The sequence below is a fragment of the Rhodococcus sp. BP-160 genome, from assembly GCF_019836205.1.
GTDB lineage: Bacteria > Actinomycetota > Actinomycetes > Mycobacteriales > Mycobacteriaceae > Rhodococcoides.
Genome location: NZ_JABUEK010000001.1, coordinates 269,722 through 285,052 on the forward strand (window position 1 = coordinate 269,722; position 15,331 = coordinate 285,052).

Consider the following 15,331-nt stretch of genomic DNA (forward strand, 5'->3'; position numbering starts at 1 on the left):
CCATGGCTGGAGACATCGTCCCGATCGAACTCGGTGTGACTGCCGGCGACCTCGTCACCCTGTGGGCGCCCGAGTGGCGTGAGGACGGCGAGGAGTGGGAGGCCTTCCTCGGTCGCGAGGACGATCTCTACGCGTTCCCGTCGGTGGCCGAGATGGCGGCGTTCATCCGCACCGACACCGACAACGACCTCGTCGACCATCCGCAGTGGCGCACCGTCGTCGCGCTCTCCGCAGCGCACATCGAGCCGGACGACGACCACGTCTACGACCTCGTGGGCGTTCCGGAGCTCGCCGCGGGGGATCCGGACGAGGACTCCATCATCGAGCTGGCCCGCTCCCTCGAGATGGCACGCACCCTCGGCGAGGTCTGCGAACTGGATCCCGTCACTCGCTTCTTCTCTGCCAATGCGCTTCTCGGAGTGCTGTCCCGCGGTGCCGACGCCTTCGTCGGGCGTGAGGGCTCGCAGCTGTGGAACCGTATCGGTGCCGTCGTGGCGAAGGGGTGGGACGCCGTCCTCGACGCCATCGACACCGTCCTGACCACTCCCGACGTCGATGCCGAGGCGACCGCCGTGGCCGATGCGGAGATCACGGCCGCAGCCGAGAACATCGTGGACGCAGAGGATCTGGACGACGAGGACATCGACACCGACGACGACACCGCGTCGGACGACTCCGACGTAGTCGTGGTCCCCGTCGACACCGATGACGAGGACGAGGACGAGACCTTCTGGGGCTCGGTGGGTATCGATCCGGTGCGGATCATCACCTCCGAGGACACCTACTACACACTGCGCTGCTACCTCGACGACGAGCCGCTGTTCCTGGGACGTTCGGGCGCGATCTTCGTGTTCGGTAGTGAGCGCGCGCTCGCCCGCTACCTGGCCGACGATCACGACCACGACCTCACGACGGTCAGCACGTACGACGACGTGCGCACCGCGGCCGTCGACGGCTCCCTCGACGTGCAGGTGACCGACGAGAACGTGTATGTGCTGCCCGGGCTCGCCGACGACCTGGCCCGCGGGCCGGAATCCGTCGACGCCGATCAGCTCGATCTCGCCGTCGAACTGTTCACCGACGCAGCCGACTACGCCAAGGACGCGTCAGTCGAGGAGGCACTGGCGCCGGCCACTCCCCTCGGCTGGCTCATCTCCTACATCCTCGAGCCGGTGGACGGACGCATGGCTCCGAGCGCCCCGTTCGACGCGGAGGCGGAGTCGTGGCGCGCCCTCGAGCGCGAGTTCGAGACCCGGTTGCGTCCGACCACCTGACGGTCGGCGCGCGGATCAGGCGCGGAGGATCTTCGCCATCGGTCGCCCCTTGGCGAGCTCGTCGACGAGCTTGTCGAGGCGACGGATGTTCTGCATCAGCGGGTCCTCCACCGACTCCACCCGCACCCCACACACCGACCCCGTGATGAGCGGCGCGTTCGGGTTCAGCTGCGCGGCCTCGAAGAAGTCGAGGAACGTCGTGTCCGCCGAGAGGTGCTGCGCCAACTCGGCGTCGTCGAAGCCCGTGAGCCAGCGGACGACCTCGTCGAGCTCGTCCTTCGTCCGACCCTTGCGCTCCACCTTGGTGACGTAGTGCGGGTAGACGGACGAGACGGGGGTGGTGAAGATGCGGTGCACGGATGGGAGTGTAGCTGCGGATCACGAAGTTGACAGTTGTCGATCGACCACCTCGAACTACCCGCTTCCCGGGACGCCGTGGGCTCCGTCGGCACGCACCCAGTGACACCGCTTCAACGAGGTCTCTGCTGTCCCGTCGCTGTCCCCCCAGTAGTTTTCAGCGCGCTGTGATATCCGCATCGGATGTGAGCCCGCACGATCGCTTCGACCCACTCGCCGTCTCGGTGCTCCAGTGCATCGACGATCTCGAGGTGGTGTAGCGCACTGCGTACCAGTTCTGCTGGTGAGTAGTTGGCGAATGTACGCGTCGCAACCATGGGCTTGAGCATTCCAAGCGACATCTCGGACAGTCGTCGATTGGGGCATCTCATCAGGATCGACGCGTGAAAATCATTGTTGACAACCGCGATGTCCATCACCGGCGACGACTGCGAGACCATCTCGTACATGGTTTCAGCCGACACGCGAAGATCGGTCAGGTCATCGGCTGACATATGATCCATCGCCAACCGAGCCGCCGCGGGTTCGAGCAGCGATCGAGCGGCGTACGCGGCCTCCACAGAAGCAGGTGAGTGTGCACTCACCCGAGCGCCCTTGTTCTTTTCGACTACGACGACGCCGGTATTGGCGAGGACTTTGAGAGCCTCCCTGACAGGGGTGCGACTCACTCCGAGCCGCGTGGCCAGTTCCACCTCGTTGAGTTTCTCTCCACCGTCGTATTGCCCGGAGACGATGAGATCGAAGATTGCGTCGCTCAGATCGGACATGGCCACACCGTCATACGGGCCATTGTGCATCAGCGAGCTGTTGGCGCGTTCCTCCGCGGGAGACGAACGAGTACGACGGTGTACCCGTGTAACTCTCGACCTTCTCGACGACTGCCATGAGAGCCCCCAGGTCGATACCCGTGGTGATGCCGAACGAGTCGAACAGCGTGACGAGGTCTTCCGTCGGCGCGTTGCCGAGTACGGACGGATCGCCGGGAAACCACATGTCTCCCCCGAGTCCGCCGAAGGATCCTTCGAGCCAATCGGCGCCTGCAGCCAGGCTCGCGAGGGCATTGACAGCCGCGAACCCGTTTCGATTGTGCAGGTGTACGCCTACGGGTAGGCCCGGGCAGCGACGCTTGACGCGGTGTAAGCCCGATGCGAATTCCGTCGGAGTCTCCATCCCCGACGTTCCGGCGAGGTAGAGCGAGTCGGCGCCGGCGTCGACCACCCGCGTGACGACGTGGTCCAGCTCGGCAGCATCGACGGCGCCGCGGCAGGGAGAGAAGAAGGCAGTTGCAATCGCGGCGCTGACCGTCTTGCCAGCTCGATGTGCCTCGATGACGATCTCGTCGAAATCCGCCATCAATCTCTCAGGAGTCGCGTTCTGATTCTTCATCGCCATACCCGGGTCCACCGGGATGACGGCAACGATCTCGTCTATGCCAGTGGCACAGGCACGTTGCGCGCCGCGCAAGTTCGGCACCAGCGACTTGTAACGGACTCCGTCGCGTCGCGGGGCTTCGGCGATGACACGTTCTGCGTCGGCGAACTGTGGCAGCACTTTCGGATGAGCGAACGATGTGATCTCGACGGTGGTGAATCCTGCGTCGAGAACATCGTTGAGGATCTCCAACTTACGGTCGGTGCTGAGAACCTCGGAGACTGCTTGAAGTCCGTCGCGTAAGCCGACTTCCACCAGGTGGGTGGACCGTGGCAACCCATCGAAGACCATCAGACGGTACCCGCGGCATGCAGTGCGTCGATGTCGTCGTCGCTGTACCCGCCGACGTCACCGAGCACCTCGCTGGTATGTTCCCCGAGCTTTGGTCCGGGCCACCGGACGCTGCCGTCGGTACGGCTCAGCCGCGGGAACGTGTTCTGCATTGGAACCTTGCCCAGTACGGGGTGGTCGGTGGTGATGATGCTCTCCCGTGCAATGAACTGCTTGTCCTCCAACATGTCCGAGGGTCGATAGATCTTTCCGACAGGCACGGCGTGGGCAAGTAGTAGATCTTCGAGGCTGCGGCTGTCGTGCTCGACTGTGAACGCGGCGACCAGGTCGTCGAGCTCCTGCTGGCGTTCGCCGCGGGCACCGTGCGTGCTGAAACGCGGGTCTGTGGCAAGTTCGGGTCGACCCATGGCTTCGGTGAGCCGGCCGAACACCGTGTCCTGGTTCGCGGCGACGAGAATCCAGCCGCCGTCAGCCGTCGGGTACACGTTGCTGGGCGCGACGCCCGGCAACACAGCACCACTACGTTCACGTTGATATCCGGAGATCACCCATTCAGGCACGATGGATTCCATGATTCCGAGTACGGCCTCGTAGATCGCGGAATCCACCACCTGCCCGCGGCCACTGCGTGTGCGTTCGTACACCGCACCCAGCGTTCCGAGCGCAGCGAATACCGCTGCCAGGGTGTCGCCGATCGAGATACCGACACGCGACGGTGGGGTGGTCGGATCGCCCACGACATACCGCAGGCCTCCCATCGCTTCTCCGATGGATCCGTACCCGGCGCGCGACGAGTACGGACCCGTCTGCCCGTACCCGGAGACCCGCGCGAGAATGAGACCCGGATTGGTCGTCGCCAAGTCGTCGTACCCGAGACCCCACCGCTCGAGTGTCCCGGGACGAAAATTCTCGACCACGATATCGGCCCGAGCGATCAGGCGCCGGGCGACAGCCTGCCCTTCAGCGGTACGAAGATCGACGGTGACTGACTTCTTGTTCCGGCCGACAACCGACCACCACAGCGATTCACCCTTGGGCTGACTGCGTCCCCACTCACGCATCGGATCGCCCTTTCCGGGCTGTTCGATCTTGATCACCTCGGCACCTAGGTCGCCGAGTATCTGTCCGCAGAAAGGACCGGCAATCAGCTGCCCCATCTCGACGACACGGAGGCCTTGCAGCGGTCCCGTAGTTTCCTGGTCGGCATCTGAGGGTGCGGACACTCTGACTCCTTTGTATACATATTGGCGGTCTCAGTCGCCCAAATCGGGCTTTGACTTGCTCAATGTATACAACCATGTTGACAGGGTGACTCACAACACATAGCTTCGTCCGTAGGGACGGACAGGCGGGAGCCCCGTTTCCACTCACACGTCGCATCACGAATCCAGCTCAGGAGAGACCGTGACCACTGCACGCCCGACCGACGAAACGGTCGCATCCATCGACGGAGACAGCAGGAAGCCGGACATGAACGCGACCCTCGGACTGCCGATGAAGTGGTTCGTTCCCATGGCTGTGGTGGTCGTGGTGGTCGCGTACTTCTTCACGCCCGCCGGAGGCATGACGGCAGGTTTCGCAGTGACGATGGCGATCGGCGGACTACTCATCGTGATCGGCAACGCCATCCCCGGCTTCAACCGCATCGGCGGCGGAGTCATCCTCGCCATCATGGTTCCCGCTGTACTGCTGAGCTACAACCTCATCCCTGAGAGCACATCGACGGCTGTCGCAGACTTCTACGACCTGTCCGCGTTCGGCGAATTCGTCGTCGCCGCGTTGATCGTCGGCAGCATCCTCGGTATGGACAGGCAGCTGCTGATGAAGGCCGGCTCCCGCATCATCATTCCGATCATCGCGACCATCACCGTCTGCTTCGCTCTCTTCGGGGTGATCGGTCAGATCACCGGTTATGGACTCGGTAAGATGCTTTTCTACGTCGTGGGCCCGGTGCTCGGTGGTGGCGTCGCCGCTGGAGCGATACCGATCTCGGAGCTCATTGCCACCAACAGCGGCGGATCAGCCTCGGACTACCTGTCCTTGCTCGTGCCAGCTGTCGTCGTCGCGAACATCGTCTGCATTGCCGCGGCAGGTCTGCTCGCCTTTCTCGGCAAGCGGAAACCGACCATGTTCAAGAATTTCAATGGCGAGGGCGAATTAGCTGTCGGTAGATCGAAGCTACACATTCCCGGTGTGGGGAAGCCCGTCGATCCCGCAGATGCCGTTCGCAGCACGATCATCGGACTGTTCACTGCAGGAGCATTGTTCATGATCGCCGACGCCATCTCGAGCTTCGTCCCGTCGATTCACAGCTACGTCTTTCTCATTGTGCTGTGCGCGGCGGCAAAAATTCTTCTCCCTCTGCCAGATTTCTTGGTGCAGGGTGCAGACCTTTGGTACAAACTCGTCGCCAACGCCTTCATACCCGCCATCCTGGTGTCCGTCAGCATTGTCGCGATCGACTTCCAGGACGTTCTGGCGCTATTGGCCGATCCCGTCTACATGCTGTCGACCGTAGCGGTGGTGATCGTGGCGCTGATGGCCGCCGGGTTTGTCGGCTGGCTCATCAAGCTGCACTTCATCGAGTCGGCGATCTCGGGCGGCCTCGGACTTGCTGATTTCGGCTCCAGCGGTGACCTCGCTGTGCTCGGAGCGGCGAACCGACTCGAACTGCTTCCTTTCCTCTCGATCTCGTCCCGGATCGGCGGCGGTATCGTGGTTCTCACCTTGTCATTGCTGGGACCGCACGTCTTGTGATCACTGCACGCAATGGTCACAAGACGGACCACCGGCCAGCGGTAGTAGACGGAACTGTCCACAGATGCGCTGGAAGCGCCAGTTCTTGCCAACATTGCGATGCCGCAGAGCCAGGTGGGGTTCGACTACCTCGCACAAGGGATGTGCGGTCGTCGTCGGTGACGCTAGTTTCAGAGCCTGCTCGCGGCTGTCAAGCAGATGCCGTTGCTCGACATCAGCACCGCGTGTGCTGCCGAGGGGACGATCAAGGACTGCTGATCTATTGTCCGCACAGACTCGTTGACCGCACGTAGATGACGTCGAGTTCGGGACACGTGGGTCGAACGATCAGTCCGCCTCCGGGAGGCAGGAGGGTGAAACCCCCACCGTACGGAACTACATCTGTTTCACCCCAACAACACCCGATACCCCGGCTTCACGACGTCGTCGATCAACGCCAGCCTCTGGTCGAACGGCAGGAACGACGACTTCAGCGCATTGATCGTGAACCGCTCGAGGTCGGACCACCCGTAGCCGAAGGCCGTGGCGAGCCGGTACATCTCCTTGCTCATCGAGGTGTCGCTCATCAGCCGGTTGTCCGTGTTCACGGTGACGCGGAACCGTAAGCGGGCCAGAATGTCGAAGGGGTGCTCCTCGATGCTGGCCACTGCGCCCGTCTGGACGTTGGAGCTGGGGCACAGTTCCAGCGGAATCCGCTTGTCCCGCACGTAGTTCGCGAGCTGGCCGAGTTCGCGGGCGCCGTCGGCGTTCGTGGTGATGTCGTCGACGATGCGCACACCGTGGCCCAACCGGTCCGTGCCACAGAACGCGATCGCTTCGTGGATGGAAGGCAGGCCGAACGCCTCGCCGGCGTGAATGGTGAAGTGCGCGTTGTTCGCCCGCATGTACTCGAACGCGTCGAGGTGCCGGCTCGGGGGGAAGCCCGCTTCCTTGCCTGCGATGTCGAAGCCCGCGACGCCCTGGTCGCGGTACCGCACCGCCAGTTCGGCGATCTCGCGGGAACGCGCGGCATGCCGCATCGCGGTGAGGAGGCATCCGATGACGATGGGTCGACCGGCCGCACGGGCGGCGCTCTCGCCCTGGCGGAACCCTTCCAGGGTGTGCTCGACCACCTCGTCCAGTGTCAGCCCCTTCTCCAGGTGCTGCTCGGGCGCGTAGCGCACCTCGGCGTAGACGACACCGTCGGCGGCCAGATCCTCGGCGCACTCGCGCGCCACGCGCTGCAGGCCCTCGGCCGTCTGCATGACGGCGACGGTGTGCGCGAACGTCTCGAGATACAGCTCCAGGGAGCCGCTGTCGGCGGCGTCGCGGAACCACCGGCCGAGGCTCTCCGCGTCAGACGCGGGAAGCCCGTCGTACCCGCACTCGCTCGCCAGTTCCAGCACGGTCGACGGCCGGAGCCCGCCGTCGAGATGGTCGTGCAACAACGCCTTCGGCGCGCGGGCGATGTTCTGCATGTCCAGGGGTGCCGGACCGCTCAGTCGTGCCGCGCTGTCCGGAGCAACCGTCAGATCGTCATCCATGTCCCGACTGTAGTGTTCGCGGCCGCGCCTCGCGCCCTTCGCCTACAGCGGGTCGAGGATGCGTTTGAGGAACTGTTGCGTCCTCTCCTGCGCCGGGTGCGTCAGCACATCGGTGGGGGTGCCTCGCTCGACCACGACTCCCCCGTCGACGAACAGCACCTGGTCGGCCACCTGCTGCGCGAACCGGATCTCGTGAGTGACCACGACCATGGTCCAGCCCTCGCTCGCGAGGTTCTTCATGACCGACAGCACCTCGCCGACGAGCTCGGGATCGAGCGCCGAGGTGGGCTCGTCGAACAGCATGAGCTCGGGCGCCAGGGCGAGTGCACGGGCGATCCCGACGCGTTGCTGCTGGCCACCCGACAGCTGGAACGGGTACTGGTCCTCCTTGCCGGTGAGACCGACCTGCGCGAGCAGTTCCCTGCCCGCCGCCTCGGCCTCCGCCCGCGGGTGCTTCTGCACGATCACGGGACCCTCGACGACGTTCTGCAGCACCGTCTTGTGCGGGAACAGGTTGTGGCTCTGGAACACCATGCCGCTCTGTGCACGCAGCGCTGCCGTCGCCGACCGGACGCGGCCACGCGGAGCCGACGCCAGCTCACCGAAGTCCGCGGACACGTCGCCGATGCGCACGGTGCCGGAGTCCACCGGGTCGAGCGCGTTGAGCCCGCGCAGCAGCGTGGTCTTGCCGGAGCCCGACGGACCCACGACGACGGTGACCGTGCCGCGGTCGGCGGTGAAGTCGACTCCCTGCAGAACGTGGTTGTCGCCGAACGACTTCCGCAGTCCCGTCGCCTCGATAAAGGGCTTCTCGGTCATCGCGCCACGTACCTGTCCAGTCGGGTCTCGAGTCTGCCCTGCACGGAGGACAGGACGATGCAGATGATCCAGTAGTACACCGCGGCCACCGAGTAGAGCGCGAAGAAGTCGAAGGTGGGGGCCGCCGCGAGCTGCGCCACTCGGAGCAGCTCGGTGACCAGGATCGTGGACGCCAGCGATGTGTCCTTCACCAACGAGATCAACGTGTTGGACAACGGCGGCACCGCGGTGCGCAGCGCCTGCGGCAGGACGATGCGCTGCAGCGTGGTGCGGTACCCCATGCCGATGGTCTCGGCCGCCTCCCACTGGCCCTTGGGCACGCCGAGAATGGCCGCCCGCACGATCTCGGCCGCGTACCCACCGACGTTGATGCTGAACGCCACCACCGCCGCCGGGAACGGCGAGATGACCACCCCGAACTGCGGCAACGCGTAGAACACGATGAACAGCTGCAGCAGCAACGGCGTGCCGCGGACGATCGAGACGTAGAAGCGCGCGAGCAGCGACAGGGGTCGGATCGAGGAGATGCGGGCCAGTGCCACGGCCAGCGCGATCGCGAGACCGATGACGAAGCTGATCGCGGTGAGCGGCAACGTCGTGGTGACGGTGGCCTTCAGCATCGGCACCAGGTTGCGGGTGATCAGTTCCTGAGTCGACTCGGTGGCCCCGGCCTCGGCGGTGGGGGCGGTGGCCGCGGCGGTCTGCGGATCCGGCACCGCGACGTCGGACCCGAAGTAGCGCTCCGAGGCCGCCGCCAGCGTGCCGTCGTCCTGCAGCTCCTCCAGCGCGGTGTTCACCTGCTCCATCAGGCCGCTGTCCTTGCGGGCGGCGAAGGCCTGCAGGCTGGTGTCCCCGGTCTGGGCGGCGACGGCGACACCCGTGTCCCCGGTCTGCGCGAAGTACTCGGCGATGGCGAGCGAGTCGTTGACGGTGGCGTCGACACGGCCGTCCTTGACCAGCGTCACCGCCTGGACGAATCCCTCGACGGCCTGCACCTGAGCGCCTGCGTCGGTGGCCACCTCGGCCCAGTTGCTCGTCGACGACTGCGCCGTGGTCCGGCCGGCCAGATCCGCCAGCGAGGTGATCGACGTGTCCCCCGCCCGCGCGACGATCTCGCCGTCGGAGACGGTGTACGGCCGCGAGAGGTCGTACTTGGCCTGCCGTTCGTCGTTGACGGTCACTTGGTTGGCGATGAGGTCGAACCGGCCGGACTCGAGACCGGCGAAGATCGAGTCGAACGGCGTCTGGACGAACTCGACGCGTACGCCGAGTTTCTCCCCGACCGCGCGGACGACGTCGATGTCGTACCCCGTCAGGTCACCGTCGGACCCCTGGAAACTGAAGGGGCTGTACGTGCCCTCCGTGCCGACCACGAGCACACCGTTGTCGGTGACCGTGTCGATCAACGGCTCGTCCGAGGACGACCCGCACGCCCCCAGCAGGATCGCGAGCATCACCCCCACCAGCGTGACGAGGAACCACCGAGCGCGCGTCACACTACGTACCGATCCGATCCAGGATCAGCGGCGAGACGGCAGGAGCGTCGTCGCCGACGGCCCATCCGTCCGTCAGTGCCTCGAGCGCACCGTCGAACCGTTCCGGGGTGTCCGTGTGCAGCGTGAAGACCACACTCCCGGCGGACACCCGCTCTCCCGGTCTGACATGCATGCGCACCCCTGCTCCTGCCTGGACCTGCTGGCCCTGCCGCTCGCGCCCGGCACCCAGCCGCCAGGCAGCGATACCCACCGCCATGGCGTCCACACGGGTGACCACGCCGTCGCGGCCGGCCACGACGTCGTGAGTATGTCGTGCCACGGGCAGCGGCGCATCGGGATCGCCACCCTGTCCGGCGATCATCGACCGCCACCGGTCCATGGCCGTGCCGTCGCGCAGTTTGTCGGCCGGATCGACACCGTCGAGTCCGGCGGCCGCGACCATCTCGCGCGCCAGCGCGAGAGTCAGCTCGACGACGTCCGCGGGGCCGCCGCCGGCCAGGACGTCGAGGGATTCCTGCACCTCGAGAGCGTTGCCGGCGGTGAGGCCGAGCGGGGTGGACATGTCGGTGACCAGGGCGACCGTGTTGACGCCCGAGTCGGTGCCGAGCTCGACCATCGTCGCGGCGAGCTCGCGCGCCTGATCCAGCGACTTCATGAACGCACCCGATCCGCACTTCACGTCCAGAACCAGTGCGCCCGTCCCCTCGGCGATCTTCTTGCTCATGATCGACGCGGCGATCATCGGGATCGACTCGACGGTGCCGGTGACGTCGCGCAGGGCGTAGAGCTTCTTGTCCGCCGGGGCCAGATCCGCACCCGCAGCGCAGATCACCGCGCCGACAGCGGGGTCGTCGAGGAGTCGGGTCATCTCGTCGGCCGTGAGATCGGCCCGCCAGCCCGGAATGGACTCCAGCTTGTCCAGCGTGCCGCCGGTGTAGCCGAGACCGCGTCCCGACAGCTGCGGCACCGCCGCACCGCACGCCGCGACGAGGGGTGCGAGCGGGAGCGTGATCTTGTCCCCGATACCGCCCGTGGAGTGCTTGTCGACGGTGGGACGCGAGATGGACGAGAAGTCCATGCGGCTACCCGAGGCGATCATCGCGTCGGTCCACTGACGGATCTCCACGCGTGTCATGCCGCGCAGCAGAATGGCCATCGTGAGGGCCGACATCTGCTCGTCCGCCACGTCGCCACGGGTGTACGCGTCGACCATCCACGAGATCTGGTCCGAAGAAAGGGTGTGGTCATCGCGTTTGGTGGCTATCACCGATACGGCATCAGGCATCGGTCACCGCCTTCTCGGCGGTGTTCGAGACCTGCCCGGCGGCGAGATCGTCGGGGCCGAACGCCTCGGGGAGGAGGTCGCTCAGTGGACGCACACCCGACGCCGTGTCGATCAGCAGATCGCCTCCGCCGAACTCGAACAGAAGCTGCCGACAACGGCCGCACGGCAGCAGGACCGAGCCTCGACTGTCGCAGCACGAGAACGCGATCAGGCGTCCGCCGCCGCTCGCATTCAGCGCCGACACCAGTCCGCACTCGGCGCAGAGCCCGAGACCGTATGAGACATTTTCCACATTGCATCCGGCGACGATGCGTCCGTCGTCCACGGTCGCAGCGGCCCCCACGGGGTAGTTCGAATAGGGCGCGTAGGCGTGGGTCATAGCCTCACGAGCACTGTCGCGCAAGGATTTCCAGTCGACTTCCGGCATGAGGGCGATCCTGTCACGTCGAGGCTGCCACTGCAGGCAACTCCGAGCGACCCACCAGGTCATTGGACAGGCAAACCTAACTTCCGGTCGGCAGGGAAACGCCAGGCCCAACGCGAATTAGTGCGTGTCCGAGCATGGGATTAGAGTTCGAAGAAGTCGTTTCACACACACGATCGAGCTGGATTTCTCCGGTATCTCTCCGGGCGTCTTCGCTCGTCGCGTCCATCAATGATGTTGGAGGCACTGCACTCGATGGCTAGCACGACCGAAGCCGCCCCGACGCGGGAGCGCACGCGGTCTCTGTACCGCGGAGACCCTGGCATGTGGTCCTGGGTTCTGCACCGGATCACCGGTGTCGTCACGTTCTTCTTCCTGTTCGTGCACGTCCTGGACACGGCGCTCGTCCGCGTCGATCCCCAGGCGTACAACGACGTGATCGACACGTACAAGACGCCGATCGTCGGCCTGATGGAGCTCGGCCTCGTGGCCGCGGTGCTCTACCACGCACTCAACGGCATCCGAGTCATGCTCGTCGACTTCTGGTCGAAGGGAACCCAGTACCAGCGCCTCATGCTGTGGGTCATCCTCGGCATCTGGTTCGTCGTCATGATCCCGGGCGCGGCACGCATCCTCTACAACACCTTCACCGGGGGGCACTGAGCCATGGCGACCACCGACGCAGGTGCCAAGCAGGCACGCACGCTGGGAACGTCTCACGACCGTCCCGCCAGCCTCGACAATCCGCGCTCACCGCGCCGGAAGAACCGCGGCAACTTCGAGCTCTACGCATGGCTGTTCATGCGCTTCTCCGGACTCGCGCTCGTCGTCCTCGTCCTCGGCCACATGTCCATCATGTTGCTGCTCGACGACGGTGTTCACCGCATCAACTTCGCCTTCGTGGCCGGCCGCTGGTCGAGCCCGTTCTGGCAGGTGTGGGACCTGACGATGCTCTGGTTGGCGCAGCTGCACGGCGGCAACGGTCTGCGGACCGTCATCGCCGACTACTCGCGCAAAGACTCCACGCGGTTCTGGCTCACCACGCTTCTGGTGCTCTCGATGATCCTCATCATGGGTCTGGGCACGTACGTCATCTTCACGTTCGACCCCAACATCACCGCCAGCTAGGGGAGAGTGCACATGCAGGAACATCGTTACGACGTACTGATCGTCGGTGCCGGTGGTGCAGGTATGCGCGCGGCGATCGAGGCCGGTCCGCGCGCCCGCACCGCGGTGCTCACGAAGCTCTACCCCACTCGCAGCCACACCGGCGCGGCTCAGGGCGGCATGTGTGCTGCCCTCGCCAACGTCGAGGAGGACAACTGGGAGTGGCACACCTTCGACACGATCAAGGGCGGCGACTACCTGGTCGACCAGGACGCTGCCGAGATCATGGCGAAGGAGGCCATCGACGCGGTCCTCGACCTCGAGAAGATGGGCCTGCCGTTCAACCGCACGCCCGAGGGGAAGATCGACCAGCGCCGCTTCGGCGGGCACACCCGTGACCACGGCAAGGCGCCCGTGCGCCGTGCGTGTTACGCCGCCGACCGCACCGGTCACATGATCCTCCAGACGCTGTACCAGCAGTGCGTCAAGCACGACGTGGAGTTCTTCAACGAGTTCTACGCACTGGACATCGCGCTGACGGAGACCGACGAGGGCCCCGTGGCCACCGGCGTCATCGCCTACGAGCTGGCCACCGGCGAGCTGCACGTGTTCCACGCGAAGTCGATCGTGTTCGCCACCGGCGGTTCGGGTCGTATCTACAAGACCACCTCGAACGCCCACACCCTCACCGGTGACGGCATGAGCATCATCTTCCGCAAGGGCCTGCCGCTCGAGGACATGGAGTTCCACCAGTTCCACCCGACCGGCCTCGCCGGACTGGGCATCCTCATCTCCGAGGCCGTGCGCGGTGAGGGCGGAATCCTCCGCAACGCGGACGGTGAACGCTTCATGGAGCGCTACGCCCCCACCATCAAGGACCTCGCGCCGCGCGACATCGTCGCCCGCTCGATGGTGCTCGAGGTGCTCGAAGGTCGCGGTGCCGGACCGAACAAGGACTACGTCTACATCGACGTGACCCACCTCGGCGCCGACGTCCTCGAGGAGAAGCTCCCGGACATCACGGAGTTCTCCCGCACGTACCTGGGCGTCGACCCGGTCACCGAGCTGGTGCCCGTGTACCCGACGTGCCACTACGTCATGGGCGGCATCCCCACCAAGATCCGCGGTGAGGTGCTCCGCAACAACGACGACGTCGTTCCCGGCCTCTTCGCCGCCGGCGAGTGCGCCTGCGTGTCCGTGCACGGCTCCAACCGTCTCGGCACCAACTCGCTGCTCGACATCAACGTGTTCGGCCGTCGCGCCGGCATCGCTGCCGCCGAGCACGCCAACAGCGTCGACTTCACCCCGCTGCCCGAGGCTCCGCAGAAGATGGTCGAGGAATGGCTCGAACTCATCCTCTCGGATCACGGCAACGAGAAGGTCGCGACCATCCGCACCGAGCTGCAGCAGTCGATGGACAACAACGCGTCCGTCTTCCGTACCGAGGACACCCTCAAGCAGGCCCTGAGCGACATCCAGGGACTGAAGGAGCGCTACGGCCGGATCACCGTGCAGGACAAGGGCAAGCGCTACAACAGCGACCTGCTCGAGGCCGTCGAGCTCGGCTTCCTGCTGGAGATGGCGGAGGTCACCGTCGCCGGTGCTCTCAACCGCAAGGAGACTCGCGGCGGACACGCGCGCGAGGACTACCCGGAGCGCGACGACGTCAACTTCATGCGCCACACCATGGCGTACAAGGTGGGCGAGGGTCTGCTCTCCGATATCCGCCTCGACTACAAGCCCGTGGTGCAGACCCGCTACGAGCCGATGGAGCGTAAGTACTGATGAGCGCACCCGCTATCGACAAGTCCGAAGACAAGGGCGGTCTGCCTGCGGTTCCGGACGAAGCAGTGATGGTCACACTGAAGATCGCTCGCTTCAACCCGGAGGACGACAAGGGTTCGCACTGGGACAGCTTCCAGGTCCCCACCCTGCCGACCGACCGTCTTCTCAACCTGATGTTGTACGTGAAGAACTACCTGGACGGCACGTTCTCGTTCCGCCGCTCGTGCGCGCACGGCGTGTGCGGCAGCGACGCGGTCCGTGTCAACGGTGTCAACCGTCTGGCCTGCAAGGTCCTGATGCGCGACATGCTCCCGAAGGACTCCTCGAAGTCCCTCACCATCACGATCGAGCCCATCCGCGGTCTGCCCGTGGAGAAGGACCTCATCGTGAACATGGAGCCGTTCTTCGACGCGTTCCGTGCCGTCAAGCCCTACCTGATGACGTCCGGCAACGAGCCCACGCGTGAGCGCATCCAGTCGGCCGCCGACCGCGCGCGGTTCGACGACACCACCAAGTGCATCCTGTGCGCGTGCTGCACCACCTCGTGCCCCGTGTACTGGAACGACGGCAGCTACTTCGGTCCCGCCGCCATCGTCAACGCACATCGCTTCATCTTCGACAGCCGTGACGAGGGCGCTCCCGAGCGCCTGGACATCCTCAACGACGTCGAGGGTGTGTGGCGCTGCCGCACCACCTTCAACTGCACCGACGCGTGCCCCCGTGGCATTCAGGTGACGAAGGCGATCCAGGAAGTCAAGCGCGCACTGCTCTTCGCACGCTGA

Annotated in this window: 15 protein-coding genes; 6 read left to right on the forward strand and 9 right to left on the reverse strand. The window is 65.3% G+C overall.

What is annotated here, in order from left to right:
* Positions 1–2 precede the first annotated feature (2 nt).
* A complete protein-coding gene (locus HQ306_RS01230; RefSeq protein ID WP_222627197.1) occupies positions 3–1,274 on the forward strand; it encodes a primosomal protein in 1,272 nt (423 codons plus the stop codon).
* 15 nt (positions 1,275–1,289) lie between these two features.
* Here HQ306_RS01230 and HQ306_RS01235 read toward each other — a convergent pair whose 3' ends face one another.
* The 4 genes from HQ306_RS01235 to HQ306_RS01250 all read right to left on the reverse strand — a co-directional run bounded on the left by HQ306_RS01235 (position 1,290) and on the right by HQ306_RS01250 (position 4,576).
* Positions 1,290–1,631, reverse strand: coding sequence for a DUF2200 domain-containing protein (locus HQ306_RS01235; RefSeq protein ID WP_027503713.1), 342 nt, complete (start codon positions 1,629–1,631; stop codon positions 1,290–1,292).
* Between the two features lie 113 nt (positions 1,632–1,744).
* Complete coding sequence (locus HQ306_RS01240; protein WP_222627199.1) at positions 1,745–2,398, reverse strand: GntR family transcriptional regulator; 654 nt, start codon at positions 2,396–2,398, stop codon at positions 1,745–1,747.
* A 10-nt stretch (positions 2,399–2,408) separates the two neighbouring features.
* The gene (locus tag HQ306_RS01245) at positions 2,409–3,353 is read right to left on the reverse strand and encodes a hydroxymethylglutaryl-CoA lyase (RefSeq protein WP_222627201.1); all 945 of its coding nucleotides are present in this window, start codon (positions 3,351–3,353) and stop codon (positions 2,409–2,411) included.
* Entirely contained in the window at positions 3,353–4,576 is a 1,224-nt protein-coding gene (locus HQ306_RS01250) for a CaiB/BaiF CoA-transferase family protein (protein ID WP_308115399.1), read from the reverse strand. The genes HQ306_RS01245 and HQ306_RS01250 overlap by 1 nt, the downstream gene beginning before the upstream one ends.
* A 181-nt stretch (positions 4,577–4,757) precedes the next feature.
* Here HQ306_RS01250 and HQ306_RS01255 point away from each other — a divergent pair, with 181 nt between their 5' ends.
* On the forward strand, positions 4,758–6,110 hold the full coding sequence (locus HQ306_RS01255) for a 2-hydroxycarboxylate transporter family protein (protein ID WP_308115398.1): 1,353 nt from the start codon (positions 4,758–4,760) through the stop codon (positions 6,108–6,110).
* Between the two features lie 386 nt (positions 6,111–6,496).
* Here HQ306_RS01255 and HQ306_RS01260 read toward each other — a convergent pair whose 3' ends face one another.
* The 5 genes from HQ306_RS01260 to HQ306_RS01280 all read right to left on the reverse strand — a co-directional run bounded on the left by HQ306_RS01260 (position 6,497) and on the right by HQ306_RS01280 (position 11,660).
* Entirely contained in the window at positions 6,497–7,567 is a 1,071-nt protein-coding gene (locus tag HQ306_RS01260; RefSeq protein ID WP_037184105.1) for an adenosine deaminase, read from the reverse strand.
* A gap of 108 nt (positions 7,568–7,675) precedes the next feature.
* A complete protein-coding gene (locus HQ306_RS01265; protein WP_222627203.1) occupies positions 7,676–8,452 on the reverse strand; it encodes an amino acid ABC transporter ATP-binding protein in 777 nt (258 codons plus the stop codon).
* Positions 8,449–9,906 (reverse strand): ABC transporter permease subunit, encoded by a 1,458-nt coding sequence (locus HQ306_RS01270; protein ID WP_222628573.1) that lies wholly within the window; start codon positions 9,904–9,906, stop codon positions 8,449–8,451. The genes HQ306_RS01265 and HQ306_RS01270 overlap by 4 nt, the downstream gene beginning before the upstream one ends.
* Before the next feature lie 43 nt (positions 9,907–9,949).
* Complete coding sequence (locus HQ306_RS01275; protein WP_222627205.1) at positions 9,950–11,233, reverse strand: thymidine phosphorylase; 1,284 nt, start codon at positions 11,231–11,233, stop codon at positions 9,950–9,952.
* Positions 11,226–11,660 carry a cytidine deaminase gene (locus tag HQ306_RS01280; protein WP_222627208.1) on the reverse strand — a complete coding sequence of 145 codons (435 nt, stop codon included), beginning with the start codon at positions 11,658–11,660 and terminating at the stop codon, positions 11,226–11,228. Before HQ306_RS01280 ends, HQ306_RS01275 begins: the two co-directional genes overlap by 8 nt.
* Before the next feature lie 252 nt (positions 11,661–11,912).
* Between HQ306_RS01280 and sdhC the strand changes: the two genes are divergently transcribed.
* From sdhC to HQ306_RS01300, 4 genes are read left to right on the forward strand one after another with little or no spacing between them, the layout of a single operon-like run.
* Positions 11,913–12,320, forward strand: coding sequence for a succinate dehydrogenase, cytochrome b556 subunit (sdhC, locus tag HQ306_RS01285; protein WP_081821085.1), 408 nt, complete (start codon positions 11,913–11,915; stop codon positions 12,318–12,320).
* A gap of 3 nt (positions 12,321–12,323) precedes the next feature.
* The gene (locus HQ306_RS01290; RefSeq protein WP_027503724.1) at positions 12,324–12,785 is read left to right on the forward strand and encodes a succinate dehydrogenase hydrophobic membrane anchor subunit; all 462 of its coding nucleotides are present in this window, start codon (positions 12,324–12,326) and stop codon (positions 12,783–12,785) included.
* Positions 12,786–12,797: 12 nt separating this feature from the next.
* Positions 12,798–14,549, forward strand: a complete 1,752-nt coding sequence (gene sdhA, locus HQ306_RS01295; RefSeq protein WP_027503725.1) for a succinate dehydrogenase flavoprotein subunit — start codon at positions 12,798–12,800, stop codon at positions 14,547–14,549.
* Positions 14,549–15,331 (forward strand): succinate dehydrogenase iron-sulfur subunit, encoded by a 783-nt coding sequence (locus HQ306_RS01300; protein WP_027503726.1) that lies wholly within the window; start codon positions 14,549–14,551, stop codon positions 15,329–15,331. Before sdhA ends, HQ306_RS01300 begins: the two co-directional genes overlap by 1 nt.